This is a genomic window from Streptomyces tendae, from assembly GCF_008632955.1.
Taxonomy (GTDB): domain Bacteria; phylum Actinomycetota; class Actinomycetes; order Streptomycetales; family Streptomycetaceae; genus Streptomyces.
In genome coordinates, this window is sequence record NZ_CP043959.1 from 687,337 (window position 1) to 711,975 (window position 24,639).

At 67.7% G+C, this 24,639-nt stretch carries 35 protein-coding genes; all 35 read left to right on the forward strand.

Annotated features, from left to right (window positions below):
- Window positions 1-45: 45 nt before the first annotated feature.
- Window positions 46-693, forward strand: coding sequence for a hypothetical protein (locus tag F3L20_RS03315; protein ID WP_150152066.1), 648 nt, complete (start codon window positions 46-48; stop codon window positions 691-693).
- 6 nt (window positions 694-699) lie between these two features.
- Window positions 700-843 carry a hypothetical protein gene (locus F3L20_RS33895; protein ID WP_167534419.1) on the forward strand — a complete coding sequence of 48 codons (144 nt, stop codon included), beginning with the start codon at window positions 700-702 and terminating at the stop codon, window positions 841-843.
- A gap of 180 nt (window positions 844-1,023) precedes the next feature.
- Window positions 1,024-5,508: a DUF6531 domain-containing protein gene (locus F3L20_RS03320; RefSeq protein ID WP_240810827.1), complete on the forward strand. Its 4,485-nt coding sequence runs from the start codon at window positions 1,024-1,026 to the stop codon at window positions 5,506-5,508.
- Window positions 5,509-5,530: 22 nt separating this feature from the next.
- Window positions 5,531-6,004 (forward strand): hypothetical protein, encoded by a 474-nt coding sequence (locus tag F3L20_RS03325; protein ID WP_150152073.1) that lies wholly within the window; start codon window positions 5,531-5,533, stop codon window positions 6,002-6,004.
- 567 nt (window positions 6,005-6,571) lie between these two features.
- Window positions 6,572-7,540 (forward strand): SUKH-3 domain-containing protein, encoded by a 969-nt coding sequence (locus F3L20_RS03335; RefSeq protein WP_150152076.1) that lies wholly within the window; start codon window positions 6,572-6,574, stop codon window positions 7,538-7,540.
- Window positions 7,541-7,965: 425 nt separating this feature from the next.
- On the forward strand, window positions 7,966-8,274 hold the full coding sequence (gene rpsJ / locus F3L20_RS03340) for a 30S ribosomal protein S10 (RefSeq protein WP_003948644.1): 309 nt from the start codon (window positions 7,966-7,968) through the stop codon (window positions 8,272-8,274).
- Between the two features lie 18 nt (window positions 8,275-8,292).
- Window positions 8,293-8,937, forward strand: coding sequence for a 50S ribosomal protein L3 (gene rplC, locus F3L20_RS03345; RefSeq protein ID WP_024883197.1), 645 nt, complete (start codon window positions 8,293-8,295; stop codon window positions 8,935-8,937).
- A gap of 8 nt (window positions 8,938-8,945) precedes the next feature.
- Window positions 8,946-9,605, forward strand: coding sequence for a 50S ribosomal protein L4 (gene rplD / locus F3L20_RS03350; RefSeq protein WP_145829800.1), 660 nt, complete (start codon window positions 8,946-8,948; stop codon window positions 9,603-9,605).
- Window positions 9,605-10,024, forward strand: a complete 420-nt coding sequence (rplW, locus tag F3L20_RS03355) for a 50S ribosomal protein L23 (RefSeq protein WP_006130779.1) — start codon at window positions 9,605-9,607, stop codon at window positions 10,022-10,024. The genes rplD and rplW overlap by 1 nt, the downstream gene beginning before the upstream one ends.
- A gap of 38 nt (window positions 10,025-10,062) precedes the next feature.
- Complete coding sequence (gene rplB / locus F3L20_RS03360; protein ID WP_033272458.1) at window positions 10,063-10,899, forward strand: 50S ribosomal protein L2; 837 nt, start codon at window positions 10,063-10,065, stop codon at window positions 10,897-10,899.
- Window positions 10,900-10,911: 12 nt separating this feature from the next.
- Entirely contained in the window at window positions 10,912-11,193 is a 282-nt protein-coding gene (rpsS, locus tag F3L20_RS03365) for a 30S ribosomal protein S19 (protein WP_010036728.1), read from the forward strand.
- Window positions 11,194-11,237: 44 nt separating this feature from the next.
- Window positions 11,238-11,585 carry a 50S ribosomal protein L22 gene (rplV, locus tag F3L20_RS03370; protein WP_006130776.1) on the forward strand — a complete coding sequence of 116 codons (348 nt, stop codon included), beginning with the start codon at window positions 11,238-11,240 and terminating at the stop codon, window positions 11,583-11,585.
- A complete protein-coding gene (gene rpsC, locus F3L20_RS03375; protein WP_004927271.1) occupies window positions 11,585-12,412 on the forward strand; it encodes a 30S ribosomal protein S3 in 828 nt (275 codons plus the stop codon). The genes rplV and rpsC overlap by 1 nt, the downstream gene beginning before the upstream one ends.
- Before the next feature lie 5 nt (window positions 12,413-12,417).
- Complete coding sequence (gene rplP / locus F3L20_RS03380; protein ID WP_004984526.1) at window positions 12,418-12,837, forward strand: 50S ribosomal protein L16; 420 nt, start codon at window positions 12,418-12,420, stop codon at window positions 12,835-12,837.
- Window positions 12,837-13,061, forward strand: coding sequence for a 50S ribosomal protein L29 (gene rpmC / locus F3L20_RS03385; RefSeq protein ID WP_003974259.1), 225 nt, complete (start codon window positions 12,837-12,839; stop codon window positions 13,059-13,061). The genes rplP and rpmC overlap by 1 nt, the downstream gene beginning before the upstream one ends.
- A complete protein-coding gene (gene rpsQ / locus F3L20_RS03390) occupies window positions 13,058-13,345 on the forward strand; it encodes a 30S ribosomal protein S17 (RefSeq protein ID WP_019526950.1) in 288 nt (95 codons plus the stop codon). The genes rpmC and rpsQ overlap by 4 nt, the downstream gene beginning before the upstream one ends.
- 98 nt (window positions 13,346-13,443) lie before the next feature.
- The gene (rplN, locus tag F3L20_RS03395) at window positions 13,444-13,812 is read left to right on the forward strand and encodes a 50S ribosomal protein L14 (protein WP_003998823.1); all 369 of its coding nucleotides are present in this window, start codon (window positions 13,444-13,446) and stop codon (window positions 13,810-13,812) included.
- A 2-nt stretch (window positions 13,813-13,814) separates the two neighbouring features.
- Complete coding sequence (gene rplX / locus F3L20_RS03400; RefSeq protein WP_033272457.1) at window positions 13,815-14,138, forward strand: 50S ribosomal protein L24; 324 nt, start codon at window positions 13,815-13,817, stop codon at window positions 14,136-14,138.
- A complete protein-coding gene (gene rplE / locus F3L20_RS03405; protein ID WP_006130773.1) occupies window positions 14,138-14,695 on the forward strand; it encodes a 50S ribosomal protein L5 in 558 nt (185 codons plus the stop codon). Before rplX ends, rplE begins: the two co-directional genes overlap by 1 nt.
- 5 nt (window positions 14,696-14,700) lie before the next feature.
- Entirely contained in the window at window positions 14,701-14,886 is a 186-nt protein-coding gene (locus F3L20_RS03410) for a type Z 30S ribosomal protein S14 (protein ID WP_003948630.1), read from the forward strand.
- Window positions 14,887-15,097: 211 nt separating this feature from the next.
- Entirely contained in the window at window positions 15,098-15,496 is a 399-nt protein-coding gene (rpsH, locus tag F3L20_RS03420; protein ID WP_024883204.1) for a 30S ribosomal protein S8, read from the forward strand.
- Between the two features lie 24 nt (window positions 15,497-15,520).
- A complete protein-coding gene (rplF, locus tag F3L20_RS03425; protein WP_024883205.1) occupies window positions 15,521-16,060 on the forward strand; it encodes a 50S ribosomal protein L6 in 540 nt (179 codons plus the stop codon).
- Window positions 16,061-16,063: 3 nt separating this feature from the next.
- Window positions 16,064-16,447 (forward strand): 50S ribosomal protein L18, encoded by a 384-nt coding sequence (rplR, locus tag F3L20_RS03430; RefSeq protein WP_004927235.1) that lies wholly within the window; start codon window positions 16,064-16,066, stop codon window positions 16,445-16,447.
- 41 nt (window positions 16,448-16,488) lie between these two features.
- Window positions 16,489-17,094: a 30S ribosomal protein S5 gene (gene rpsE, locus F3L20_RS03435; protein ID WP_004927232.1), complete on the forward strand. Its 606-nt coding sequence runs from the start codon at window positions 16,489-16,491 to the stop codon at window positions 17,092-17,094.
- Between the two features lie 2 nt (window positions 17,095-17,096).
- Window positions 17,097-17,279: a 50S ribosomal protein L30 gene (rpmD, locus tag F3L20_RS03440; RefSeq protein WP_003974250.1), complete on the forward strand. Its 183-nt coding sequence runs from the start codon at window positions 17,097-17,099 to the stop codon at window positions 17,277-17,279.
- A gap of 2 nt (window positions 17,280-17,281) precedes the next feature.
- Window positions 17,282-17,737: a 50S ribosomal protein L15 gene (rplO, locus tag F3L20_RS03445; protein WP_024883206.1), complete on the forward strand. Its 456-nt coding sequence runs from the start codon at window positions 17,282-17,284 to the stop codon at window positions 17,735-17,737.
- A gap of 243 nt (window positions 17,738-17,980) precedes the next feature.
- Complete coding sequence (gene secY, locus F3L20_RS03450; RefSeq protein WP_145829802.1) at window positions 17,981-19,294, forward strand: preprotein translocase subunit SecY; 1,314 nt, start codon at window positions 17,981-17,983, stop codon at window positions 19,292-19,294.
- Window positions 19,294-19,947, forward strand: a complete 654-nt coding sequence (locus tag F3L20_RS03455) for an adenylate kinase (RefSeq protein WP_150152079.1) — start codon at window positions 19,294-19,296, stop codon at window positions 19,945-19,947. The genes secY and F3L20_RS03455 overlap by 1 nt, the downstream gene beginning before the upstream one ends.
- A 162-nt stretch (window positions 19,948-20,109) precedes the next feature.
- Window positions 20,110-20,946 (forward strand): type I methionyl aminopeptidase, encoded by an 837-nt coding sequence (gene map, locus F3L20_RS03460; protein ID WP_150152082.1) that lies wholly within the window; start codon window positions 20,110-20,112, stop codon window positions 20,944-20,946.
- Between the two features lie 288 nt (window positions 20,947-21,234).
- Window positions 21,235-21,456, forward strand: coding sequence for a translation initiation factor IF-1 (gene infA / locus F3L20_RS03465; protein WP_004927214.1), 222 nt, complete (start codon window positions 21,235-21,237; stop codon window positions 21,454-21,456).
- Between the two features lie 59 nt (window positions 21,457-21,515).
- Entirely contained in the window at window positions 21,516-21,629 is a 114-nt protein-coding gene (gene rpmJ / locus F3L20_RS03470) for a 50S ribosomal protein L36 (protein WP_003974245.1), read from the forward strand.
- 192 nt (window positions 21,630-21,821) lie between these two features.
- Complete coding sequence (rpsM, locus tag F3L20_RS03475) at window positions 21,822-22,202, forward strand: 30S ribosomal protein S13 (RefSeq protein WP_004984507.1); 381 nt, start codon at window positions 21,822-21,824, stop codon at window positions 22,200-22,202.
- A gap of 64 nt (window positions 22,203-22,266) precedes the next feature.
- Window positions 22,267-22,671: a 30S ribosomal protein S11 gene (gene rpsK / locus F3L20_RS03480; RefSeq protein WP_003956432.1), complete on the forward strand. Its 405-nt coding sequence runs from the start codon at window positions 22,267-22,269 to the stop codon at window positions 22,669-22,671.
- Between the two features lie 145 nt (window positions 22,672-22,816).
- Entirely contained in the window at window positions 22,817-23,839 is a 1,023-nt protein-coding gene (locus tag F3L20_RS03485) for a DNA-directed RNA polymerase subunit alpha (protein WP_003966937.1), read from the forward strand.
- Window positions 23,840-24,012: 173 nt separating this feature from the next.
- The gene (gene rplQ / locus F3L20_RS03490) at window positions 24,013-24,516 is read left to right on the forward strand and encodes a 50S ribosomal protein L17 (protein ID WP_150152085.1); all 504 of its coding nucleotides are present in this window, start codon (window positions 24,013-24,015) and stop codon (window positions 24,514-24,516) included.
- Window positions 24,517-24,639: the final 123 nt, after the last annotated feature.

Consider the following 24,639-nt stretch of genomic DNA (forward strand, 5'->3'; position numbering starts at 1 on the left):
GGCACGATGTCGGCACGTCATCGAGCGAAGGGGGACGCCGGCGTCATGGCCCGTTACATGGAAGCGCTGACCGTCGAACGGGGCGGTTTCCGGATCAAGGTGCCGGAATCCTGGTGGGAGTTCGACGTGCGGCCGGAGTCGCGGGACGACTCGATCCACCGCATGGTGAACGAGCGGCTGCGCGCCCATCCCGAGCTGGCCCCGCACCGGGACACGTACGTCTCCTTCCTGCGCAAGGCCGCGGCGGACGCCTGGAAGTCGGGCGCGCTGTACTGCGGTTGCATGGCGGAGAGCTTCGGGGGTGACATCCCGATCACCGGCTCGGTAACGGTGTCGCTGGTCGGCGGCCGCACCAGCAAGGGCGACCCGTTGCCGACGGACCCGGACGCGATCGCCGCCCAGCTCGCGGTCAAGGAGGCGAAGCGGGAGGGCGAGAGCTGGCGCAAGGTGACCACCGTCGACATCCCGGGCGTCGGCCCGGCGGCCCGGACGTACGGCGTCGAGGACGTGCCGGTGCCGGGTGACGAACTGGGCCGCACGATACGGGCGGTGCTGATGCAGACGTTCATCCCGGTGCCCGGCCAGGAGGGCAAGGTGGCGCTGGTCGCCGGCAGCAGCCAGGTCCTGGACCTGGCGGAGTCCTTCTTCGACATCTTCGACGCGATCACGTCGACGTTCCGCTTCGCGGACTGAGCGGGCATGACGCGGCCGCGGGACTGGGCGACGGGGGGAGGGCTGCTGGGCCTCGACGACCCGGGGGAGTGGGCCGCGGCGTTCGCGCGGGGTGAGCGGGACGACTCCCGGACACCGCCCAACGAGGGTTCGCCCGCACGGCGTTCCTGAACCGGCTGAGGCGCGACTGCCTGATCTTTCCGTCGAACTGCTGATCCCGGTAGGTTCACGTGTGCATACGGGTGTTGACGATGTGCGCGTGACGGGGGTTGCGGGATGGTGGGTCACCGGCCGAGTGATTGGCATGTCATTGATCTGGACAGGGATCCGACGCCCGGTGACCCGGAGCGGGTGCGCAAGCTCGCGAGGTTCCTGCACGACTTCGCCGACGACGTCTCCGAGGCGTTGCGTCTGGTGAAGGGGATGGCCGGTGAGGGGACGCTGGCGGAGTGGGCGGGGAAGTCGGCGGAGGTGTTCAAGGAGGAGTTCTCCGGCGTTCCGAAGAACTTGAAGAAGCTGGAGAAGTCGTACGCGCTGTGCGGGGACGCGCTGGCGGACTACTGGCCGAAGCTGGAGCGGGCGCAGGCGCTGGCGGACAAGGCGCTGGCGAAGGCGCGTGAGGCGCAGGCGGATCTGACGTCGGCGAAGTCGAAGCTGGCGTCGGCGGATTCGTGGGTGGGGCGGGCGACGAAGGAGGCCGACAAGTACAAGGACGACCCGACGGGGTCGAAGTCGGACGCGGACAAGCCCGACGAGGCGAAGGTGCGGGCCGCGACCCGGGACGTGCAGAGCGCCAAGAGCGCGCACACGAAGGCGCAGTCGGACCTCACGTCCGCGCAGAACGCTTTGGACGCGGCGAAGAAGATGGCCGCGGACGCGCGGAAGATGCGTGAGGAGGCGGCGCGGGACGCGAAGTCGAAGATCGACGAGGCCTCCGACGCGGGGATCCAGAACCGGTCGTGGTGGGAGGAGATCGGCGACTGGTTCACCGACAACTGGGACAACATCGTCGCTGCCTGCAAGATCGTGGTGGCGGTCGTCGGTATCGTCGCGATGATCATCGGCGGGCCGATCCTCGGCGCGATCGTCCTGATCGCCGCCCTCGTCGTCCTCGCCGACACGCTCTACAAATACTCAAAGGGGCAAGCGTCCCTCTGGGACGTCGGACTGGCCGCGCTGGACTGCATACCCGGCATGAAGGGCCTCACCACCCTCGGCGGACTCGCCAAAGGCCTAAAGACCGCCGGTAAGGCGGGGCTCAAGGGCATGGCGAAGGGGCTCGGCAAGGGGCTGCGGAGGGAAGCCGACGACGCCGTGGCGAAGTCCAAGCCCGCCAAGGGACGCTGCAAGAACGGCGACCCGATCGACATGGTCTCCGGCGAAATGCTCATGGAGGCCACCGATGTCGACCTCCCCGGTCTCGTCCCGCTGGTACTGCGCCGTACCCACCTGTCCACCTACCAGTGGGGCCGCTGCTTCGGCCCCTCGTGGGCGTCCACTCTGGACGAACGCCTCGAGCTGGACGACGAGGGAGCCGTCTTCGCCACCGAGGACGGCATGCTGCTCTTCTATCCGGTGCCCGAACCGGGAAGCTCTGTCATGCCGTTGGAGGGCCCTCGCTGGCCGTTGGACTGGGACGGCGCGGCAGGTGCTCCTCTGCGCGTCACCGACCCGGCCAGCGGGATCACCCGTCACTTCGCGCCCCGGCCGAGCCCGGCGGCGGTGGACGAAGCCTTCACTCTGCCCCTGGCTGCGATAACCGACACCAACGGGTACCGCGTCGACTTCGACCGTGACGCCGACGGCACCCCGGTCGCGGTCCGCGATTCGGGTGGCCGGCACCTGTACGTCGACACGGTGGACGGGCGCGTCGCCCGGCTTCGCCTGCGCACCACCGAAGACGGGCCGGAGTCCACCGTCATCAGGAGCTTCGGCTACAGCTCCGAAGGGAACCTGACCGAGATCCGCGACCTCGCCGGCCGGCCGTTGAAGCTCACGTACGACAAGCGAGCCCGCATCACGTCGTGGACCGACCGCAACGACTACTGGTACCGCTTCACCTACGACGCCCTGGACCGCTGCATCGCAGGAGAGGGCGCCGACGGCACTCTCACCTGCACCATCGACTACGACGCCGACAACCGGCAGACGCACTACACGGATGCACTCGGCGACACGACGACGTACCAGTACGACGACCTGTACCGGCTCACCACCGTGACCGACCCCCTCGGGCACAGCGTGCACACCGAGTGGGACCGGTTCGGGCGGTTGCTCTCCCGTACCGACGAGCTGGGCAACACGACCCGCTTCACTCTGGACGCGCACGGTCAGCCCGTACGGATGGACAGGCCGGACGGGACCGGCGTCCAGGTGGAGTACGACGGCTTCCTGCCTGTCGCCATCACGGAGTCCGACGGTGCGCGGTGGGAGTGCACCTACGACGACCGGGACAACCTCCTCACCAGTACGGATCCGCTGGGCGCCGTGACTTCGTACACCTATGACGAGCGGGGACACCGGATCGCACAGACCGACGCGCTCGGCAACACGTTCCGTTTCGAGACGGATGCCGCCGGGCTCCAGGTGCGGGCCGTGGACCCGCGTGGCAGCGTCGTCACCGTGCGACGGAACGCGTTCGGGCGCGTCGTGCACATCGAGGACCCGGTCGGTGGAACCGTCCGGCAGGAGTGGGACCCGGAGGGCCGCCTGCTGTGGCGGGAGGGGGCCGACGGCGGGCGCGAGACCTGGTCGTACGACGCCGAGGGCAACCTCACGTCGCACCGTGACGCCGGTGGCTTCGTCACCGCCTTCGAGTACGGCGCATTCGACCTGCCGAGTGCTCGGACCGACCCGGACGGCACCCGCTACCGCTTCATCCACGACGCGGAGCTGCGGCTCGTCGGCGTGATCAACCCGCGCGGTCACGAATGGAGTTACCGGTACGACGCGGCGGGCCGCCTGGCCGGCGAGACGGACTTCAACGGCCGCAGGCTCGGGTATGTCCTCGACCCCACCGGCCACCAGGTGGAGCGGACTGACGGCACCGGGCGGACGGTTCGCCTCATCCGCGACGCCGCCGGGCGAGTGGTCACGGCACGCACGGATGCCGGTGACGTGACCACCCTGCGCTACGACATGGCCGGCCGCCTGATCGAGGCCGTGAATTCCGGCAGCAAGGTCACCTACGGCTACGACGCCCTGGGCCGGATCCTCAGCGAAACCGTCGACGGCCGTACGGTCACCAGCCAGTACGACCTACTTGGCCGACGGATACGGCGCACCACACCGTCCGGCGCCACCTCGCGCTGGTCGTACGACTCGGCGGGACTGCCCACGTCGCTCGTCACCGACGCCGGAGAGCTGGCCTTCACCCATGACGCGGCCGGCCGGGAGACCGCCCGCGGGCTGGCCGGCGCCGCGATGCTGACGCAGTCCTGGGACGAGGGCCACCGCCTCGTCGGACAAGTCATCAGTGCCCACACCCAGGGCGCCGCGCACGTACGCCAGACCCGCTCGTACGCCTACCGCGGGGACGGCCACGTCACCTCGATCACCGACCGGCTGGGCGGCACCCGCAGGTTCGACCTGGATCGCGCGGGCCGCGTCACCCGTGTGTCGGCCGACACCTGGACCGAGGCCTACGCCTACGACGAACTGGGCAACCTCAGCGAGGCCGCTCACCCCGCCCCCGGCGGGCAGGACACACAGGGCCCGCTGCGGCACACCGGCACGAAGGTCACCTCGGCGGGCCGCACCACGTACGAGCACGATGGCCAGGGCCGCGTGGTCCGCGTGATCCGGCGCACGCTGTCCGGGCTACGGCGGATCTGGGCCTACACCTGGGACGCCGACGACCGCCTCACCGAGGCCGTGACGCCCGACAGCGGTGTGTGGCGGTACCGCTACGACGTACTCGGCCGGCGAACCGCCAAGTGGCGCGTGCACGAGGACGGCTCCGTCACCGACGAGACTCTCTTCAGCTGGGACCGCGCCACGCTGGCGGAGCAGCAGAGGCTACGCGACGGGCGGGTGGAGACCGACACCTGGGAGTGGGATCCGGGCACCCACCGGGCGGCGGCCCAGGTGCGGGCCCGTCGGGGCACCGACGCCCAGGACGCGATCGACAGGCAGTTCTACGCGATCGTCACCGACCTGGCCGGAACCCCCAACGAGCTGATCGACGAGGAAGGCACGGTCGCCTGGCGGGCCGCCACCAGCCTATGGGGACGCCCCCTGACCGGCGGCGACGACGCCCTCTGCCCGCTGGCCTTCCCCGGCCAGTACCGCGACCCGGAGACGGGCCTGCATTACAACCTGGCCCGCTACTACGACCCGGACACGGCGAGCTACCTCACCCCCGACCCCCTCGGCCTGGTCCCGGCGCCGAACCACCACAGGTACGTCGACAACCCGCTGCGCTGGAGCGACCCGCTGGGCCTCGAGGGCGACGAGCCGGTCCGCATCTACGACGACTCGACGTACGACAAGCATGGCTCGACCAGTGGATCGTCAGCCAAGGGCGAGATCGGCCGCGCCCCCACGAACGGCCAGGCTGCGCTTGACCGGTCCATCACACGAGGCGATGGCACCAACCCGGATGATTTCCGGCGCATCGGCGTGGACCACGTCAACAACGAGATCGTGGTCCTCGACCGGCACCACTACGAAACCGACAAGAACGGCAAGATCGTCAAAGAGATCTACCACGGCCACGTACAGGCCTCATACCCGTCGGGCGCTGTCAAGGAGAAAGACCTGACCAAACTTGTCAGGGCTGGAATGATCAACAACAAGAAGAAACAGAAGGTGCTTCCTCCCAAGTGCGACGACTGACAGGTGACGGAGGCGGTTCGTGATGGCGTCCGGCTGGAACTGGGAAAGCGGCGAAGGGCTGTTGGGCCTCGATGATCCGGCAGAGTGGGATGCTGCGTTCGAGCGCGGTGAGAACCATCTCGGGACGGCGGCGATCGGGTTGGCTTTCAATTGTTCGTTGGAGGAGGCGTCGCCCCGGATCGCCCGGGCGACGCGGCTGCCGGACCGGGACCAGCGGGGGTTCGCGTTCACGGCGGTGGGCACCGCGGCACGGCTCAACGGGGCGTTGACGCCGGAGCTGTACGCCGTGCTGCGGGCGGAGGGGCCCGGCCGCAGAAGCATGGCCGTGAACGCCATCGACGACACCCTGACCTTCGTGCCGTTCCGGAACCTGCCGCCGTGGCTCAAGCGGTGGAAAGCCGTATCAAAGGTGTTGGACAAACTGGAAACCTGGCGACTGGAAACTGCCTACGCGGTCAGTGACGCATGGAAGGCCCTACGAGGCCGGCGTTCATGAACCGGGCGAGTTACGCATGGTGTGGCCGGGTGAGCACAGTATCCGCATGGGACTGGGAGACCGGCGAGGGGCTGCGGGGCATCGCGACCCCGCGGACTGGGATGCCGTTTTCGAGCATGGCGAGCGGCGTCTGGGGACGGCGGCGATCGGGTTGGCCCTCAACTGTCCGCTGGAGGAGGCGTCGCCCCGGATCGCCCGGGCCCGGGCGACGCGGCTGCCGGACCGGGACCAGCGGGGGTTCGCGTTCACGGCGGTGGGCACCGCGGCACGGCTTACTGGGGCGCTGACGCCGGAGTTGCACGCCGTGCTGCGGGCGGAGGGGCCCGGCAGTACGAGCATCGCCGTGAACGCCGTCGATGACACGCTGACCTTCGTACCGTTCCGGGAGCTGCCGCCGTGGCTCAAGCGATGTGCGTGTCCTGCAGGGCGTTGTCCGTAGGCAATTGCGGGCCTGGTCCGCAGGACCCCCGGCACGCCGGTCGGTCACCGTTGGACGCGTCGTGTTGGCTGCTGCTTGGCTGAGCAAAGGACTGCGCCAGGTCGACAGTGAGCGAAAGAGGTGCCCCGGTGGACCTGACACGCGGGTGGTCGCGGCAGACCGGGGACGTGCTGCGCCGTGCGGGCTGGAAGCCCGGCCGTGCCGTGCCCACGGGGACCTGGGAGTCGGTACCGGGCGAGCGCGGGGCATTCGTGCTCCATGGCGCCGCCGAGGCGTTCCTCGCCGAGTTCGGCGGCCTTGTCACGTACGGCTGGCCGGCCGACTCGATCACCACCGCGTCGGCGGTTCGGTTCGACCCTCTGCAGGCCGCGTGGCAGAGGGAGCGCTTCGCCGAGGCCTGCCGTGAAGCGGGAACGTCGTTGTGTCCGGTGGGCACCGCGGACCAGGGAGCAAGCCTCCTCGGCATCAGCGAGGACGGTGTGCTCCACCTCGTGCGGGAGAGTGCGCAACCGATGGGGACGAGCATCGATCAGGCGCTGGACCGCCTGGTGGAGACACAGCGCGCGCAGTCCGGGCTCTGGTCACCTGATGGGGCAGCGCAGGAGCACCCCTTCTGGCGGCACTTCCGTGCCGGGCACGCCGGTCCGGACACCGAGTCGCGCTGGCCCGAGGAGACGGGACGTGTGCTGAGGGCGGCGGGCTGGTCCCCGGGCCGGGAAGTGGCCACGGACACGTGGGAGAGCATTCTCCTGCACACCGGTGAGTTCGAGTTGCACGACGCAGCACGCCGCTTCCTCGCCGAGTTCGGTGCCCTGGGCGTCCCTCACCGCGATCCCGCGGACTCGATGCCGTGGATGGAGTTCTCGCTCGACCCCCTCGCGGCGATGTGGGACGCCGAGGTCATCGACGACCTCGCCGAACAGGCGGGTACCGAGCTCTACCCCGTCGGCACCCGCGACCGCGGCAACCAGTACCTCGCCATGGCGGAGGACGGCGCCGTCTACGCGGGTATGGACCACGTCCACCTGCTGGCCCCCACCCCCGACGAAGCCCTGTGCAGGCTCACCTCCCGGATCCGCCCGGAGGCCACTCCCTGACCGCCCGGAGGCGGGGCGAGCCCGGAAGGGTTTGCTCCCGACCCCCCTCGGGGTAATCTCTTCCGCTCGATTGGCCAGCGCGCCGTCCCCTATGGCAGACTGTCCGAGTTGCTCGGTCGAGTGTTGATGCTGCGCGCCTCCCGCCGGGAGGACCGGAAGCGAGTCCCACAGTACTCGTCGCCCCTGATCAGGGGCGGACGTACGGGAATCTTCCGGGAAGCGTGGGCGCGGCACCGGCCAGGCGCCCGGTGGGCCTTTCGCCCCCGGTTCACGGTTTCGGCAGGGCCGTGTCAATCCCGCAGGGATGTTCGAACAAGGGACATTCATGTCAGCGGGAGTGCGACACGCCCGACCGCGTGGGTCGGAGGTGAGGGGAGCCGCTCCGGGTTCCAGAGCGTAATGAGAGACAGGACTACGAAGTAGCCATGGCGGGACAGAAGATCCGCATCCGGCTCAAGGCCTACGACCACGAGGTCATCGACTCTTCGGCGAAGAAGATCGTCGAGACGGTGACTCGCACTGGTGCGTCGGTCGCGGGCCCGGTGCCGCTGCCCACAGAGAAGAACGTGTACTGCGTCATCAAGTCGCCGCACAAGTACAAGGACTCGCGCGAGCACTTCGAGATGCGCACGCACAAGCGCCTGATCGACATCCTCGACCCGACCCCCAAGACCGTTGACTCTCTGATGCGACTCGACCTCCCGGCCGGTGTCGACATCGAGATCAAGCTCTGAGGCCGGTGATCTGAAGAGATGGCAAAGCAGATCAAGGGCATCCTGGGCGAGAAGCTCGGCATGACGCAGGTGTGGGACGCGAACAACCGTGTCGTCCCGGTCACCGTCGTCAAGGCCGGCCCCAATGTCGTCACCCAGGTCCGCACGAACGACGTCGACGGCTACGAGTCCGTCCAGATCGCCTTCGGCGAGATCGACCCGCGCAAGGTGAACAAGCCCCTCAAGGGTCACTTCGCCAAGGCCGACGTCACCCCCCGTCGTCACCTCGTCGAGATCCGCACGTCGGACGCCTCCGAGTACACGCTGGGCCAGGAAGTCACCGCCGAGGTCTTCGAGTCCGGCGTGAAGGTCGACGTCACCGGCAAGAGCAAGGGCAAGGGCTTCGCCGGTGTCATGAAGCGTCACAACTTCAAGGGCCTCGGCGCCGGTCACGGCACCCAGCGCAAGCACCGCTCGCCCGGTTCCATCGGTGGCTGCGCCACCCCGGGTCGTGTGTTCAAGGGCCTCCGCATGGCGGGTCGTATGGGCAACGAGCGGGTCACCACCCAGAACCTGACCGTCCACGCCGTTGACGCGGAGAAGGGTCTGCTGCTCATCAAGGGCGCGGTTCCTGGTCCGAACGGCGGCCTCGTCCTGGTCCGCACCGCGGCCAAGGGGGCCTGAGGTAACCGATGAGCACTGTTGACATCCTTTCGCCGGCGGGCGACAAGGCCGGTACCGTCGAGCTCCCCGCGGAGATCTTCGACGTCGAGAAGGTCAGCGTTCCGCTGATCCACCAGGTCGTCGTCGCGCAGCTGGCCGCTGCCCGCCAGGGCACCCACAAGACGAAGACCCGTGGCGAGGTCCGTGGTGGTGGCAGGAAGCCGTACCGCCAGAAGGGCACCGGCCGCGCCCGTCAGGGCTCGACCCGCGCGCCGCAGTTCGCCGGTGGTGGCGTCGTGCACGGTCCCGTGCCGCGCGACTACTCGCAGCGCACGCCCAAGAAGATGAAGGCTGCCGCCCTGCGTCACGCCCTCACCGACCGGGCGCGCCACAACCGCATCCACGTCGTCACCGGCGTGGTCGAGGGCGAGAACCCCTCCACGAAGGCCGCCAGGACGCTGTTCGGCAAGATCTCGGAGCGCAAGAACCTGCTCCTGGTCGTCGACCGCGCCGACGAGGCCGCGTGGCTCTCCGCCCGCAACCTGCCCCAGGTCCACATCCTGGAGCCGGGCCAGCTGAACACGTACGACGTTCTCGTCTCGGACGACGTGGTCTTCACCAAGGCCGCTTTCGAGTCCTTCGTCGCCGGCCCGAACAAGGCCAACGACAACGAAGGGAGCGAGGTCTGATGGCTGCCCGTCACCCCTCGATCGCCTCGAAGGCCGCCAAGGCGGCCAAGGCCGCTCGCGTCGCCAAGGCGCGCCGCCACGAGGCCGAAGGCAAGAACACCGTCGTCACCCCGGCGAGCAAGGCGTACACGGACCCCCGTGACGTGCTGCTGAAGCCCGTGGTGTCGGAGAAGAGCTACGCGCTCATCGACGAGAACAAGTACACGTTCCTCGTCGACCCGCGTGCCAACAAGACGCAGATCAAGGAGGCCGTCCAGGCGGTCTTCGAGGTCAAGGTCACCGGGGTCAACACGATCAACCGCGTCGGCAAGCGCAAGCGCACCCGCACCGGGTTCGGCCAGCGTGCCGCCACCAAGCGCGCGATCGTGACCCTCGCCGAGGGCGACCGTATCGACATCTTCGGCGGTCCGACCGCGTAAGCGGTCAGGATCGTTCGATATCGGACGAGGACTGAGAAATGGGTATCCGCAAGTACAAGCCGACGACTCCGGGCCGTCGTGGCTCCAGCGTCGCCGACTTCGTCGAGGTCACGCGGTCCACGCCGGAGAAGTCGCTGGTCCGTCCCCTGCACAGCAAGGGCGGCCGTAACAATTCCGGTCGTGTGACCGTCCGCCACCAGGGCGGTGGCCACAAGCGCGCCTACCGCGTGATCGACTTCCGTCGTCACGACAAGGACGGCGTGCCGGCGAAGGTCGCGCACATCGAGTACGACCCCAACCGCACCGCGCGCATCGCGCTCCTGCACTACGCGGACGGCGAGAAGCGCTACATCCTCGCGCCGCGTGGCCTGAACCAGGGCGACCGCGTCGAGAACGGTCCCGGGGCCGACATCAAGCCGGGCAACAACCTTGCCCTGCGCAACATCCCCGTGGGTACGACGCTGCACGCCATCGAGCTGCGTCCCGGCGGCGGCGCCAAGTTCGCCCGCTCCGCCGGCGCCTCGGTGCAGCTGCTCGCGAAGGAGGGCACCATGGCCCACCTCCGCATGCCCTCCGGTGAGATCCGCCTGGTCGACCAGCGCTGCCGCGCCACGGTCGGCGAGGTCGGCAACGCCGAGCAGAGCAACATCAACTGGGGCAAGGCGGGCCGCAAGCGGTGGCTGGGCGTCCGCCCGACCGTCCGCGGTGTCGTCATGAACCCGGTGGACCACCCGCACGGTGGTGGTGAGGGCCGGACCTCCGGTGGCCGTCACCCCGTGTCCCCCTGGGGCAAGAAGGAAGGCCGTACTCGTTCGCCCAAGAAGGCGTCGAACAAGTACATCGTCCGCCGCCGCAAGACGAACAAGAAGCGCTAAGGACGGGTTGAGATGCCTCGTAGCTTGAAGAAGGGACCCTTCGTCGACGACCACCTGATCAAGAAGGTGGACGCGCAGAACGAAGCCGGTACCAAGAACGTCATCAAGACCTGGTCCCGTCGCTCGATGATCGTCCCGGCGATGCTGGGCCACACGATCGCGGTGCACAACGGCAAGACCCACATCCCGGTGTTTGTCACCGAGTCGATGGTCGGCCACAAGCTCGGCGAGTTCTCGCCGACCCGCACCTTCCGGGGCCACGTCAAGGACGACCGGAAGTCGAAGCGCCGCTAGTCGGCGGGGTGCAATCGACCATGACAGACACTGAAGGGACAACCATGGAAGCCAGGGCCCAGGCGCGGTACATCCGCGTCACGCCCATGAAGGCCCGCCGCGTGGTGGACCTCATCCGTGGCATGGACGCCACGGAGGCTCAGGCGGTCCTGCGTTTCGCCCCGCAGGCCGCGAGCGTGCCGGTGGGCAAGGTGCTGGACAGCGCCATTGCCAACGCCGCGCACAACTACGACCACACCGATGTCGACAGCCTCTTCATTTCCGAGGCCTACGTCGACGAGGGCCCGACCCTGAAGCGGTTCCGTCCGCGCGCCCAGGGCCGCGCCTACCGGATCCGCAAGCGGACCAGCCACATCACCGTGGTCGTCAGCAGCAAGGAAGGAACCCGGTAATGGGCCAGAAGGTTAACCCGCATGGGTTCCGGCTCGGTGTCACGACCGACTTCAAGTCGCGTTGGTACGCCGACAAGCTGTACAAGGACTACGTCAAGGAAGACGTCGCCATCCGTCGGATGATGACGTCCGGCATGGAGCGCGCCGGCATCTCCAAGGTCGAGATCGAGCGCACCCGCGACCGTGTGCGTGTGGACATCCACACCGCGCGTCCGGGCATCGTGATCGGCCGCCGTGGCGCCGAGGCCGACCGCATCCGCGGCGACCTCGAGAAGCTCACCGGCAAGCAGGTCCAGCTGAACATCCTCGAGGTCAAGAACCCCGAGACCGACGCTCAGCTGGTCGCCCAGGCCGTCGCCGAGCAGCTCTCCTCCCGCGTCTCCTTCCGCCGCGCCATGCGTAAGAGCATGCAGTCGGCCATGAAGGCGGGCGCCAAGGGCATCAAGATCCAGTGCGGTGGCCGCCTCGGTGGCGCCGAGATGTCCCGCTCGGAGTTCTACCGCGAGGGCCGTGTGCCCCTGCACACGCTCCGCGCGAACGTGGACTACGGCTTCTTCGAGGCCAAGACGACCTTCGGCCGCATCGGCGTGAAGGTCTGGATCTACAAGGGCGACGTCAAGAACATCGCCGAGGTCCGCGCCGAGAACGCCGCTGCCCGCGCCGGCAACCGCCCGGCCCGTGGCGGTGCCGACCGCCCGGCCCGTGGTGGCCGCGGTGGCGAGCGTGGCGGTCGCGGTCGCAAGCCGCAGCAGGCTCCCGCTGCCGAGGCCCCCAAGGCCGAGGCTCCGGCGGCCGCTCCGGCTGAGAGCACCGGAACGGAGGCCTGACCACCATGCTGATCCCCCGTAGGGTCAAGCACCGCAAGCAGCACCACCCGAAGCGCAACGGCATGTCGAAGGGTGGCACGCAGGTTGCGTTCGGCGAGTACGGCATCCAGGCGCTCACCCCGGCGTACGTGACGAACCGCCAGATCGAAGCGGCTCGTATCGCCATGACCCGTCACATCAAGCGTGGCGGCAAGGTCTGGATCAACATCTACCCGGACCGCCCCCTCACCAAGAAGCCGGCCGAGACCCGCATGGGTTCCGGTAAGGGCTCCCCGGAGTGGTGGGTGGCCAACGTCAAGCCCGGACGCGTCATGTTCGAGCTGTCGTACCCCAACGAGAAGATCGCGCGCGAGGCCCTGACCCGTGCGGCTCACAAGCTGCCGATGAAGTGCAAGATCGTCAAGCGCGAGGCAGGTGAAGCGTGATGTCGGCCGGTACCAAGGCGTCAGAGCTGCGCGAGCTGGGCAACGAGGAGCTTCTGGCGAAGCTCCGCGAGGCCAAGGAAGAGCTGTTCAACCTCCGCTTCCAGGCGGCCACGGGTCAGCTCGAGAACCACGGTCGGCTCAAGGCCGTCCGCAAGGACATCGCGCGGATCTACACCCTGATGCGTGAGCGCGAGCTGGGCATCGAGACGGTGGAGAGCGCATGAGCGAGAACAACGTGACTGAAGAGACGAAGGCCGCCCGCGGTTTCCGTAAGACCCGTGAGGGTCTGGTCGTCAGCGACAAGATGGACAAGACCGTCGTCGTCGCCGTCGAGGACCGCGTCAAGCACGCGCTGTACGGCAAGGTCATCCGCCGTACCAACAAGCTCAAGGCGCACGACGAGCAGAACGCCGCCGGTGTCGGCGACCGCGTCCTCCTCATGGAGACCCGGCCGCTGTCCGCCACGAAGCGCTGGCGCGTCGTCGAGATCCTCGAGAAGGCCAAGTAAATCTCCTGCGGGGCATTCCTCGCAGGACAGTTCCGCCAGGCTCCGGGGGCCGTTCCTGAACGGCCCCCGGGGAACCGGCAGACAAACAGGAGATAGACGTGATCCAGCAGGAGTCGCGACTGCGTGTCGCCGACAACACTGGTGCGAAGGAAATCCTTTGCATCCGTGTGCTCGGTGGCTCCGGTCGCCGCTACGCGGGCATCGGTGACGTCATCGTCGCCACCGTCAAGGACGCGATCCCCGGTGGCAACGTGAAGAAGGGTGACGTCGTCAAGGCGGTCATCGTTCGCACCGTCAAGGAGCGCCGCCGTCCGGACGGCTCGTACATCCGCTTCGACGAGAACGCCGCCGTCATTCTGAAGAACGACGGCGACCCTCGCGGCACCCGTATCTTCGGCCCGGTGGGCCGTGAGCTGCGCGAGAAGAAGTTCATGAAGATCATCTCCCTCGCGCCGGAGGTGCTGTGAGCATGAAGATCAAGAAGGGCGACCTGGTCCAGGTCATCACCGGTAAGGACAAGGGCAAGCAGGGCAAGGTCATCGCGGCCTTCCCCCGCGAGGACCGCGTCCTGGTCGAGGGTGTCAACCGGGTCAAGAAGCACACCAAGGCCGGTCCGACCGCCAGCGGTTCGCAGGCCGGCGGCATCGTGACCACCGAGGCCCCGATCCACGTCTCCAACGTCCAGCTGGTCGTGGAGAAGGACGGCAACAAGGTCGTCACGCGCGTCGGTTACCGCTTCGACGACGAGGGCAACAAGATCCGCGTTGCCAAGCGGACGGGTGAGGACATCTGATGACGACCACCACCACTCCGCGTCTGAAGACGAAGTACCGCGAGGAGATCGCGGGCAAGCTGCGTGAGCAGTTCTCCTACGAGAACGTCATGCAGGTTCCCGGCCTCGTCAAGATCGTGGTCAACATGGGTGTGGGCGACGCCGCCCGCGACTCCAAGCTGATCGAGGGCGCCATCCGCGACCTCACCACGATCACCGGTCAGAAGCCGGCCGTCACCAAGGCCCGCAAGTCCATCGCGCAGTTCAAGCTGCGTGAGGGTCAGCCGATCGGTGCCCACGTCACCCTCCGTGGCGACCGCATGTGGGAGTTCCTGGACCGCACCCTGTCGCTCGCGCTCCCGCGCATCCGCGACTTCCGTGGTCTGTCCCCCAAGCAGTTCGACGGCCGGGGCAACTACACCTTCGGTCTCACGGAGCAGGTCATGTTCCACGAGATCGACCAGGACAAGATCGACCGTGTCCGGGGTATGGACATCACCGTGGTGACCACGGCGACCAACGACGAAGAGGGCCGTGCCCTTCTCCGTCACCTCGGCTTCCCGTTCAAGGAGGCGTGAGCGAGATGGCGAAGAAGGCTCTCATCGCGAAGGCTGCTCGCAAGCCCAAGTTCGGAGTGCGCGGCTACACCCGCTGCCAGCGCTGCGGCCGTCCGCACTCCGTGTACCGCAAGTTCGGCCTGTGCCGCGTCTGCCTTCGTGAGATGGCTCACCGTGGCGAGCTGCCGGGCGTGACCAAGAGCTCCTGGTAGTCGGGTACTTCCCGACTCTCAGGACTCTCGGTAAGCAACTGGGGCGGCAGGACGCCCACTCCCCATGGCTTAGGCTTGTGGGGTTGGGCGCCTGCCGTGCCCATACGACTTACTACGCCGTAGGTCCACCGCGCCGCACCCGTCCCGTCTCGGATCGGGGAGAGGGATGGCGCACCAGGAAACCCCGGCGAGAGAGGCCGAAGGCCAATTCATGACCATGACTGATCCGATCGCAGACATGCTTACGCGTCTGCGGAACGCGAACTCGGCGTACCACGACACCGTGGCGATGCCGCACTCGAAGATCAAGTCGCACATCGCGGAGATCCTCCAGCAGGAGGGCTTCATCACGGGCTGGAAGGTCGAGGACGCCGAGGTCGGCAAGAGCCTCGTCCTGGACCTCAAGTTCGGTCCCAACCGTGAGCGCTCCATCGCGGGCATCAAGCGGATCTCCAAGCCCGGTCTCCGGGTGTACGCGAAGTCCACCAACCTGCCGAAGGTGCTGGGCGGCCTCGGCGTGGCGATCATCTCCACGTCGCACGGGCTCCTCACCGACAAGCAGGCCGGCAAGAAGGGCGTGGGTGGGGAAGTCCTCGCCTACGTCTGGTAGCGGAAGGGAACGGAGGAAACAGCTATGTCGCGCATCGGCAAGCTCCCCATCGCGGTTCCCGCCGGCGTGGACGTCACCATCGACGGCCGTACGGTTTCGGTCAAGGGCCCCAAGGGCTCGCTGACCCACACCGTCGTGGCGCCGATCGAGATCGCCAAGGGTGAGGACGGCGTTCTGAACGTCACCCGCCCCAACGACGAGCGTCAGAACAAGGCCCTCCACGGCCTGTCCCGCACGCTGGTGGCGAACATGATCACCGGCGTGACCCAGGGTTACGTGAAGAAGCTCGAGATCAGCGGTGTCGGTTACCGCGTTGTCGCCAAGGGTTCGAACCTGGAGTTCTCCCTCGGTTACAGCCACCCGATCACGGTCGAGGCCCCCGAGGGCATCACCTTCAAGGTGGAGGCCCCCACCCGTTTCTCGGTCGAGGGCATCGACAAGCAGAAGGTCGGCGAGGTTGCGGCCAACATCCGCAAGCTGCGCAAGCCCGACCCGTACAAGGCCAAGGGCGTCAAGTACGAGGGCGAAGTCATCCGCCGCAAGGTCGGAAAGGCGGGTAAGTAAGCCATGGCATACGGGCAGAAGATCCTCAAGGGCGACGCCTACAAGCGTGCTGCTATCAAGCGTCGTCACATCCGGATCCGCAAGAAGGTCGCCGGCACCGCCGAGCGTCCTCGCCTGGTCGTGACTCGTTCCAACCGCCACATCGTGGCGCAGGTGATCGACGACCTGAAGGGTCACACCCTGGCGTCGGCGTCCACCCTGGACGCGTCCGTCCGCGGTGGCGAGGGCGACAAGTCCGCGCAGGCCAAGCAGGTCGGCGCCCTGGTCGCCGAGCGCGCCAAGGCCGCCGGTGTCGAGGCCGTCGTGTTCGACCGTGGTGGCAACCAGTACGCCGGGCGCATCGCCGCTCTGGCGGACGCCGCCCGCGAAGCCGGACTGAAGTTCTGAGCCGGTTCCGTAGCTAGCGGAAACAGAGAGAGGTAATTCCAATGGCTGGACCCCAGCGCCGCGGTGGCGGTGCCGGTGGCGGCGAGCGGCGGGACCGGAAGGGCCGTGACGGCGGCGCAGCTGCCGCCGAGAAGACCGCATACGTTGAGCGCGTCGTCGCGATCAACCGTGTCGCCAAGGTTGTGAAGGGTGGTCGTCGCTTCAGCTTCACCGCGCTGGTCGTGGTGGGCGACGGTGACGGCACCGTGGGTGTCGGATACGGCAAGGCCAAGGAGGTGCCGGCCGCCATCGCCAAGGGTGTTGAGGAGGCCAAGAAGCACTTCTTCAAGGTCCCCCGCATCCAGGGCACCATCCCGCACCCCATCCAGGGTGAGAAGGCTGCCGGCGTCGTGCTGCTCAAGCCCGCGTCGCCCGGTACCGGTGTGATCGCCGGTGGTCCGGTGCGCGCCGTGCTCGAGTGCGCCGGTATCCACGACGTGCTGTCGAAGTCGCTCGGCTCCGACAACCAGATCAACATCGTGCACGCGACCGTGGAGGCCCTCAAGGGCCTGCAGCGTCCCGAGGAGATCGCGGCCCGCCGTGGTCTGCCCCTCGAGGACGTCGCTCCCGCGGCTCTTCTCCGTGCGCGTGCCGGGGCGGGTGCGTAATCATGGCGCAGCTCAAGATTACGCAGGTCAAGTCCTACATCGGCAGCAAGCAGAACCACCGTGACACCCTGCGCTCCCTTGGTCTCAAGGGCATCAACACGCAGGTCGTCAAGGAGGATCGTCCCGAGTTCCGCGGCATGGTGCACACCGTCCGCCACCTCGTGACGGTCGAGGAGGTCGACTGATCATGGCGGAGAACAACCCGCTCAAGATCCACAACCTCCGTCCCGCCCCCGGCGCCAAGACCGCGAAGACCCGTGTCGGTCGTGGTGAGGCGTCGAAGGGTAAGACGGCCGGTCGTGGTACCAAGGGCACCAAGGCCCGTTACCAGGTTCCGGAGCGCTTCGAGGGTGGCCAGATGCCCCTCCACATGCGTCTCCCGAAGCTCAAGGGCTTCAAGAACCCGTTCAAGACCGAGTTCCAGGTTGTGAACCTGGACAAGCTCGCCTCGCTCTACCCCGAGGGCGGAGAGGTCACGGTCGAGGACCTGGTCGCCAAGGGCGCCGTGCGCAAGAACAGCCTCGTCAAGGTCCTGGGCCAGGGCGAGATCTCCGTGGCGCTGCAGGTGACGGTCGACGCCGTCTCCGGCTCCGCCAAGGAGAAGATCACCGCCGCCGGCGGTACCGTCACCGAGCTCGTCTGACCCCGTCAGGTGTCTTGATGACGTAGAGCGATCCCGACCGGGGATACCCCACAAATGGGGTATCCCCGGTTGGTCGTTCCTAGGGCGGCAGTCTCGCCGGTAAGGTGGCCTGCGCTGCCCGTTGACCTCGGGCGCCCCACGCGGGGCACTCAGGGCGGCAGTTGACCGTTACGTATTCGTCCTCAGTCGGAATCTCAGACCATCACCCTTGACGCAGTTGCGCGGGGGGTCGCAGGAGGCACCGTGCTCACCGCGTTCGCCCGGGCGTTCAAGACGCCCGACCTGCGCAAGAAGCTGCTCTTCACGCTCGGCATCATCGTGGTGTACCGGGTCGGTACGCACATTCCCATCCCGGGTGTCGACTACCGGAACGTCCAGACCTGTATCGACGCCGCCCAGGCGAACCAGGGCCTGTTCGGTCTGGTGAACATGTTCAGCGGCGGTGCGCTGCTCCAGATCACGGTCTTCGCGCTCGGCATCATGCCGTACATCACGGCGAGCATCATTCTGCAGCTGCTGACCGTGGTGATCCCGCGCCTGGAAGCCCTCAAGAAGGAGGGACAGGCCGGCACGGCGAAGATCACGCAGTACACCCGTTACCTGACGGTCGCGCTCGCCATCCTGCAGGGCACCGGCCTGGTGGCCACCGCCCGCAGCGGCGCCCTCTTCCAGGGCTGCCCGGTCGCGGGCCAGATCGTCCCCGACCAGTCGATCTTCGTGACCATCACCATGGTCATCACCATGACCGCCGGTACGGCCATGGTCATGTGGCTCGGTGAGCTCATCACCGACCGCGGCATCGGCAACGGCATGTCGATCCTCATGTTCATCTCGATCGCCGCCACCTTCCCCTCCGCCCTGTGGGCCATCAAGGAGCAGGGCAGCCTGGCGGGCGGCTGGATCGAGTTCGGCACCGTCATCGCCGTGGGTCTGGTCATGGTCGGCCTGGTCGTCTTCGTCGAGCAGGCCCAGCGCAGGATCCCCGTCCAGTACGCGAAGCGCATGATCGGACGCCGCTCCTACGGCGGGACGTCCACCTACATCCCGCTGAAGGTGAACCAGGCCGGTGTGATCCCGGTCATCTTCGCCTCGTCGCTGCTGTACATCCCGGCGCTCATCGCGCAGTTCTCCAGTGGCACCTCGGGCTGGAAGACCTGGATCGAGGCGCACCTCGTCCGCGGTGACCACCCGATCTACGTGACGCTGTACTTCTTGCTCATCGTGTTCTTCGCGTTCTTCTACGTGGCGATCTCGTTCAACCCCGAGGAAGTCGCGGACAACATGAAGAAGTATGGTGGCTTCATCCCGGGCATCCGGGCTGGCCGACCGACCGCTGAGTACCTGAGTTACGTACTCAACCGGATCACCTGGCCGGGTTCGCTGTACTTGGGGCTGATCGCTCTCGTACCGACGATGGCGTTGGTTGGTTTCGGGGCGAACCAGAACTTCCCGTTCGGCGGGACCAGCATCCTGATCATCGTGGGTGTCGGTCTCGAGACCGTGAAGCAGATCGAGAGCCAGCTCCAGCAGCGCAATTACGAAGGGTTCCTCCGCTGATGCGAATCGTCCTCGTCGGGCCGCCGGGTGCTGGGAAGGGCACACAGGCCACCCGTCTTGCCGAGAAACTGCGCATCCCGCACATCTCCACGGGCGACCTGTTCCGCGCCAACATCAGCCGGCAGACCGAGCTCGGGAAGCTCGCGAAGTCCTACATGGACGCCGGTAACCTCGTCCCCGACGAGGTCACCATCGCCATGGCCAAGGACCGCATGGAGCAGCCCGACGCCGAGGGCGGTTTCCTGCTGGACGGCTTCCCGCGCAACGTGTCGCAGGCCGAGGCGCTGGACGAGCTGCTGAAGACCGAGGGCATCAAGCTGGACGCGGTGCTCGACCTCGAGGCCCCCGAGGACGAGGTCGTGAAGCGGATCGCCGGCCGGCGCGTCTGCCGCAAGGACTCCGCGCACGTGTTCCACGTGAGCTACAGCCCCCCGAAGCAGGAGGGCGTCTGCGACCTCTGCGGTGGCGAGCTGTACCAGCGCGACGACGACTCCGAGGAGACCGTCCGCACGCGGCTGGAGGTCTACCACACGCAGACCGAGCCGATCATCGACTACTACCGCGCCCAGGGCCTGGTGGTGACCATCTCCGCGATGGGTCCCGTCGACGAGGTCACCGGCCGGGCGCTGGAGGCGCTGAAGAGCGGCCAGTAGCCCTGCTCCCGCCGTTCACAGCCGCGGTTCCCCTCCGAGGGGCCGCGGCTGTGGCATGGGCGGGCCCCGCTTCGCCGCCCCTCGGCGGGAACCGGGGCCGCGGACGCCCGTATCGTTGGAAGCGTTCGTCTTTCCCTCTGGTCCAGAAAGGCCGTCGTCCCCATGGTGCAGATCAAGAGCCCTGAGCAGATCGCCAAGATGCGCGAGGCGGGGCTGGTCGTCGCCGCCATCCACGCGGCCACCCGGGAGGCCGCGGTGCCCGGGGCCTCCACCAGGGATCTGGACCAGGTCGCCCGCAAGGTGCTCGCCGAGCACGACGCCAAGCCGAACTTCCTCGGCTACGGCGGCTTCCCCGCCACCATCTGCACCTCGGTGAACGAGGTCGTGGTGCACGGCATCCCGTCCGACGACGTGATCCTCAAGGACGGGGACATCATCTCCATCGACTGCGGCGCGATCATCGACGGCTGGCACGGCGACGCCGCGTACACCGCGTTCGTCGGCTCGGGTCACTCCCCGGAGCTGATCGAGCTGTCCCGGGTGACCGAGGAGTCGATGTGGGCCGGCATCGCGGCCATGAAGCAGGGGAACCGGCTGGTCGACATCTCCCGGGCCGTCGAGACGTACATCCGCCGCCAGCCCAAGCCCGGCGGCGGCAAGTACGGGATCATCGAGGACTACGGCGGCCACGGTATCGGCACCGAGATGCACATGGACCCGCACCTGCTGAACTACGTGGACCGCAAGCGCGGCAAGGGCCCCAAGCTGGTTCCCGGCTTCTGCCTGGCGATCGAGCCGATGGTCTCCCTCGGGACTCCCCGGACCGAGGTCCTCTCCGACGACTGGACCGTGATCACCACCGACGGCACCTGGTCCTCGCACTGGGAGCACTCGGTCGCGCTGACCGAACAGGGCCCGCTGGTCCTCACCGCCCCGGACGGCGGCAAGGCGAAGCTCGCCGAGCTGGGCATCACGGCGGCGCCGGACCCGCTGGCCTGACGACGGCCCGGGCCCTGCCCGCCGGTCCGGAGGACGGCGCAGCCGCGCGAAGCTTGTGAGGCGCCCCGGCGCCGAGCCCGCGAGGGCGGCGTCAAGAATCGGTGCTGGGCATCACGGCGGCGCCGGACCCGCTCGGTTAAGGATCTCCCCGACGGGGCAGGATCTCTCGATTCGTTTTTCCGGGGGCCCTGACGTAGACTGACTCGTCGGCTCTTGTGCACCCGCATGTCTGCATGTGGTCATGGTGCACGCGGAGTCGATCAAGGTAGTCGATTCGAAGGGCGAAGCGTGGCCAAGAAGCAAGGTGCCATCGAGATCGAGGGCACTGTCGTCGAGTCTCTTCCGAACGCCATGTTCAGGGTCGAGCTCCAGAACGGCCACCAGGTCCTGGCACACATCAGCGGCAAGATGCGTATGCACTACATCCGCATCCTCCCTGACGACCGGGTCGTGGTGGAGCTGTCTCCGTACGACCTGACGCGTGGCCGGATCGTCTACCGGTACAAGTAGATCTTGCCCGCTCCCCGGCCCGCCGGGGTGATGGCACTGACCCGGAGAACCTCACACCCATGAAGGTCAAGCCGAGCGTCAAGAAGATCTGCGACAAGTGCAGGGTGATCCGCCGTCACGGCCGGGTCATGGTCATCTGCGACAACCCGCGCCACAAGCAGCGCCAGGGCTGACCGCAGCACTGATCCACCCTCTGCGACTTCCGCAGACTTCGCGCGACGCGAGCAACACACGTTCATACGCAGGTCCCGAGCCTCACGGCTCGACACCCCCGGCTCGGAGGCCGGGGACCCGGCCCGTACCTGGTACGGCGGGCGGGGATCCGGTCCTGTGGAAGACCTCCGACAATCAACTGGAGCCATTGAATGGCACGCGTTTCCGGTGTTGACATCCCGCGCGAAAAGCGCGTGGAGATCGCCCTCACCTACGTGTTCGGCATCGGCCGGACCCTTTCGCAGCAGACGCTGGCCGCCACCGGCGTCGACCCGAACACCCGCGTTCGCGACCTCTCCGAGGAGCAGCTCGTCGCGATCCGCGAGTACGTCGACAACAACATCAAGACCGAGGGTGACCTCCGTCGCGAGATCCAGGCCGACATCCGCCGCAAGGTCGAGATCGGTACCTACCAGGGTCTGCGTCACCGTCGCGGTCTGCCCGTCCGCGGTCAGCGCACCAGCACCAACGCGCGTACCCGCAAGGGCCCGCGTCGCGCCATCGCCGGCAAGAAGAAGCCGGGCAAGAAGTAGTCCTCAGCGGACGCTCATCCAGCGGTCTTGCTGCAGGACCGACCACCTCCCGTAGGAGTTATAGATGCCCCCCAAGGGTCGTCAGGGCGCTGCCAAGAAGGTGCGCCGCAAGGAAAAGAAGAACGTCGCTCACGGCCACGCGCACATCAAGAGCACGTTCAACAACACGATCGTCTCGATCACGGACCCGTCCGGCAACGTGATCTCGTGGGCCTCCGCCGGCCACGTCGGCTTCAAGGGCTCCCGGAAGTCCACGCCGTTCGCCGCGCAGATGGCCGCCGAGTCGGCCGCCCGCCGCGCCCAGGAGCACGGCATGCGCAAGGTCGACGTGTTCGTCAAGGGTCCGGGTTCCGGTCGTGAGACCGCCATCCGCTCCCTGCAGGCCACGGGCCTCGAGGTCGGCTCCATCCAGGACGTCACCCCGACCCCGCACAACGGCTGCCGCCCGCCGAAGCGCCGCCGCGTCTGAGGCACCGGTTTCCTGAGGTTCCGGGCGGTACGGCTCGCAAGGGCCGTATCGCCCGTACCCTTGCAGTACCCGCACTTGTCACCGGGTGCGGTTTCCGTCGGGCGTCAAATAGCGGGCGTCCACGAAAGAAGGATCTGATCCACACATGCTGATCGCTCAGCGTCCCTCGTTGACCGAAGAGGTCGTCGACGAATTCCGCTCCCGGTTCGTGATCGAGCCGCTGGAGCCGGGCTTCGGCTACACCCTCGGCAACTCCCTCCGCCGTACCCTCCTGTCGTCGATCCCCGGTGCCGCTGTCACCAGCATCCGCATCGACGGCGTCCTGCACGAGTTCACCACCGTGCCGGGCGTCAAGGAGGACGTCACCGACCTGATCCTCAACATCAAGCAGCTGGTCGTCTCCTCGGAGCACGACGAGCCGGTCGTGATGTACCTGCGCAAGCAGGGCCCGGGTCTGGTCACCGCCGCGGACATCGCGCCCCCGGCCGGTGTCGAGGTGCACAACCCGGACCTCGTCCTCGCCACGCTCAACGGCAAGGGCAAGCTGGAGATGGAGCTGACCGTCGAGCGCGGTCGCGGCTACGTCTCCGCCGTGCAGAACAAGCAGGTCGGCCAGGAGATCGGCCGGATCCCGGTCGACTCGATCTACTCGCCGGTCCTCAAGGTCACCTACAAGGTCGAGGCGACCCGAGTCGAGCAGCGGACCGACTTCGACAAGCTGATCGTCGACGTCGAGACCAAGCAGGCGATGCGTCCCCGTGACGCCATGGCCTCCGCCGGTAAGACGCTGGTCGAGCTGTTCGGTCTCGCCCGCGAGCTGAACATCGACGCCGAGGGCATCGACATGGGTCCGTCCCCGACGGACGCCGCCCTCGCCGCCGACCTGGCGCTGCCGATCGAGGAGCTGGAGCTCACGGTCCGGTCGTACAACTGCCTCAAGCGTGAGGGCATCCACTCCGTGGGTGAGCTCGTCGCGCGGTCCGAGGCGGACCTGCTCGACATCCGCAACTTCGGCGCGAAGTCCATCGACGAGGTCAAGGCCAAGCTGGCCGGCATGGGCCTGGCGCTCAAGGACTCGCCTCCCGGGTTCGACCCGACCGCCGCGGCGGACGCCTTCGGGGCGGACGACGACGCGGACGCCGGATTCGTGGAGACCGAGCAGTACTAAGAGCTCGGGCCTTACGGTCCGTACTCGGGTGCGGGTGCGCTGTGCGTGATCGCGCAGTTCCCCGCGCCCCCTCCAGGCCCCTTCGGGGGCCTGGATCTCCGACAGGCGTCCGCCTGCTCGGATACTGACCCCGGTACCTGATACGGCCGGGGCAGACACACAGGAGAGTCATCATGCCGAGGCCCACCAAGGGTGCCCGTCTGGGCGGCAGCGCCGCGCACGAGAAGCTCATGCTCGCGAACCTCGCGAAGGCGCTTTTCGAGCACGGCCGCATCACCACCACCGAGGCGAAGGCGCGCAAGCTGCGCCCCTACGCCGAGCGTCTGGTCACCAAGGCGAAGAAGGGCGACCTTCACAACCGCCGTCAGGTGCTGCAGGTGATCACGGACAAGAGCATCGTCCACACGCTCTTCACCGAGATCGGCCCGCGGTACGAGAACCGTCCCGGTGGCTACACCCGCATCACCAAGATCGGTAACCGCCGTGGCGACAACGCGCCCATGGCCGTCATCGAGCTGGTCGAGGCGCTGACGGTGCAGCAGACCGCGGTCGGCGAGGCCGAGGCGGCGACCAAGCGGTCCGCCAAGGACGCCGAGACCACCGAGGCCACCGAGGCCAAGGTCGACACGACCAAGGGCGACGACGAGGCCGCGGCCGAGGAGTCGAAGGACGCGTAAGCGTTCCTGGCGGGGACCGGGTGGTCGCCCGGCTGCGGCGCCGTCGTGGCTGAGCGCGCAGTTCCCGCGCCCCTGAGGGGCGTTGTCGTGGGCCCGCTTCTTTCGAGGAGCGGGCCCGCTTCG

What these genes read in the sequence shown, in the direction of transcription:
- F3L20_RS03315 (WP_150152066.1), top strand. Translation starts at nt 46, where the DNA reads ATGGCCCGTTACATGGAAGCGCTGACCGTCGAACGGGGCGGTTTCCGG.
- F3L20_RS33895 (WP_167534419.1), top strand. Translation starts at nt 700, where the DNA reads ATGACGCGGCCGCGGGACTGGGCGACGGGGGGAGGGCTGCTGGGCCTC.
- F3L20_RS03325 (WP_150152073.1), top strand. Translation starts at nt 5,531, where the DNA reads ATGGCGTCCGGCTGGAACTGGGAAAGCGGCGAAGGGCTGTTGGGCCTC.
- rpsJ (WP_003948644.1), top strand. Translation starts at nt 7,966, where the DNA reads ATGGCGGGACAGAAGATCCGCATCCGGCTCAAGGCCTACGACCACGAG.
- rplC (WP_024883197.1), top strand. Translation starts at nt 8,293, where the DNA reads ATGGCAAAGCAGATCAAGGGCATCCTGGGCGAGAAGCTCGGCATGACG.
- rplD (WP_145829800.1), top strand. Translation starts at nt 8,946, where the DNA reads ATGAGCACTGTTGACATCCTTTCGCCGGCGGGCGACAAGGCCGGTACC.
- rplW (WP_006130779.1), top strand. Translation starts at nt 9,605, where the DNA reads ATGGCTGCCCGTCACCCCTCGATCGCCTCGAAGGCCGCCAAGGCGGCC.
- rplB (WP_033272458.1), top strand. Translation starts at nt 10,063, where the DNA reads ATGGGTATCCGCAAGTACAAGCCGACGACTCCGGGCCGTCGTGGCTCC.
- rpsS (WP_010036728.1), top strand. Translation starts at nt 10,912, where the DNA reads ATGCCTCGTAGCTTGAAGAAGGGACCCTTCGTCGACGACCACCTGATC.
- rplV (WP_006130776.1), top strand. Translation starts at nt 11,238, where the DNA reads ATGGAAGCCAGGGCCCAGGCGCGGTACATCCGCGTCACGCCCATGAAG.
- rpsC (WP_004927271.1), top strand. Translation starts at nt 11,585, where the DNA reads ATGGGCCAGAAGGTTAACCCGCATGGGTTCCGGCTCGGTGTCACGACC.
- rplP (WP_004984526.1), top strand. Translation starts at nt 12,418, where the DNA reads ATGCTGATCCCCCGTAGGGTCAAGCACCGCAAGCAGCACCACCCGAAG.
- rpmC (WP_003974259.1), top strand. Translation starts at nt 12,837, where the DNA reads ATGTCGGCCGGTACCAAGGCGTCAGAGCTGCGCGAGCTGGGCAACGAG.
- rpsQ (WP_019526950.1), top strand. Translation starts at nt 13,058, where the DNA reads ATGAGCGAGAACAACGTGACTGAAGAGACGAAGGCCGCCCGCGGTTTC.
- rplX (WP_033272457.1), top strand. Translation starts at nt 13,815, where the DNA reads ATGAAGATCAAGAAGGGCGACCTGGTCCAGGTCATCACCGGTAAGGAC.
- rplE (WP_006130773.1), top strand. Translation starts at nt 14,138, where the DNA reads ATGACGACCACCACCACTCCGCGTCTGAAGACGAAGTACCGCGAGGAG.
- F3L20_RS03410 (WP_003948630.1), top strand. Translation starts at nt 14,701, where the DNA reads ATGGCGAAGAAGGCTCTCATCGCGAAGGCTGCTCGCAAGCCCAAGTTC.
- rpsH (WP_024883204.1), top strand. Translation starts at nt 15,098, where the DNA reads ATGACCATGACTGATCCGATCGCAGACATGCTTACGCGTCTGCGGAAC.
- rplF (WP_024883205.1), top strand. Translation starts at nt 15,521, where the DNA reads ATGTCGCGCATCGGCAAGCTCCCCATCGCGGTTCCCGCCGGCGTGGAC.
- rplR (WP_004927235.1), top strand. Translation starts at nt 16,064, where the DNA reads ATGGCATACGGGCAGAAGATCCTCAAGGGCGACGCCTACAAGCGTGCT.
- rpsE (WP_004927232.1), top strand. Translation starts at nt 16,489, where the DNA reads ATGGCTGGACCCCAGCGCCGCGGTGGCGGTGCCGGTGGCGGCGAGCGG.
- rpmD (WP_003974250.1), top strand. Translation starts at nt 17,097, where the DNA reads ATGGCGCAGCTCAAGATTACGCAGGTCAAGTCCTACATCGGCAGCAAG.
- rplO (WP_024883206.1), top strand. Translation starts at nt 17,282, where the DNA reads ATGGCGGAGAACAACCCGCTCAAGATCCACAACCTCCGTCCCGCCCCC.
- F3L20_RS03455 (WP_150152079.1), top strand. Translation starts at nt 19,294, where the DNA reads ATGCGAATCGTCCTCGTCGGGCCGCCGGGTGCTGGGAAGGGCACACAG.
- map (WP_150152082.1), top strand. Translation starts at nt 20,110, where the DNA reads ATGGTGCAGATCAAGAGCCCTGAGCAGATCGCCAAGATGCGCGAGGCG.
- rpmJ (WP_003974245.1), top strand. Translation starts at nt 21,516, where the DNA reads ATGAAGGTCAAGCCGAGCGTCAAGAAGATCTGCGACAAGTGCAGGGTG.
- rpsM (WP_004984507.1), top strand. Translation starts at nt 21,822, where the DNA reads ATGGCACGCGTTTCCGGTGTTGACATCCCGCGCGAAAAGCGCGTGGAG.
- rpsK (WP_003956432.1), top strand. Translation starts at nt 22,267, where the DNA reads ATGCCCCCCAAGGGTCGTCAGGGCGCTGCCAAGAAGGTGCGCCGCAAG.
- F3L20_RS03485 (WP_003966937.1), top strand. Translation starts at nt 22,817, where the DNA reads ATGCTGATCGCTCAGCGTCCCTCGTTGACCGAAGAGGTCGTCGACGAA.
- rplQ (WP_150152085.1), top strand. Translation starts at nt 24,013, where the DNA reads ATGCCGAGGCCCACCAAGGGTGCCCGTCTGGGCGGCAGCGCCGCGCAC.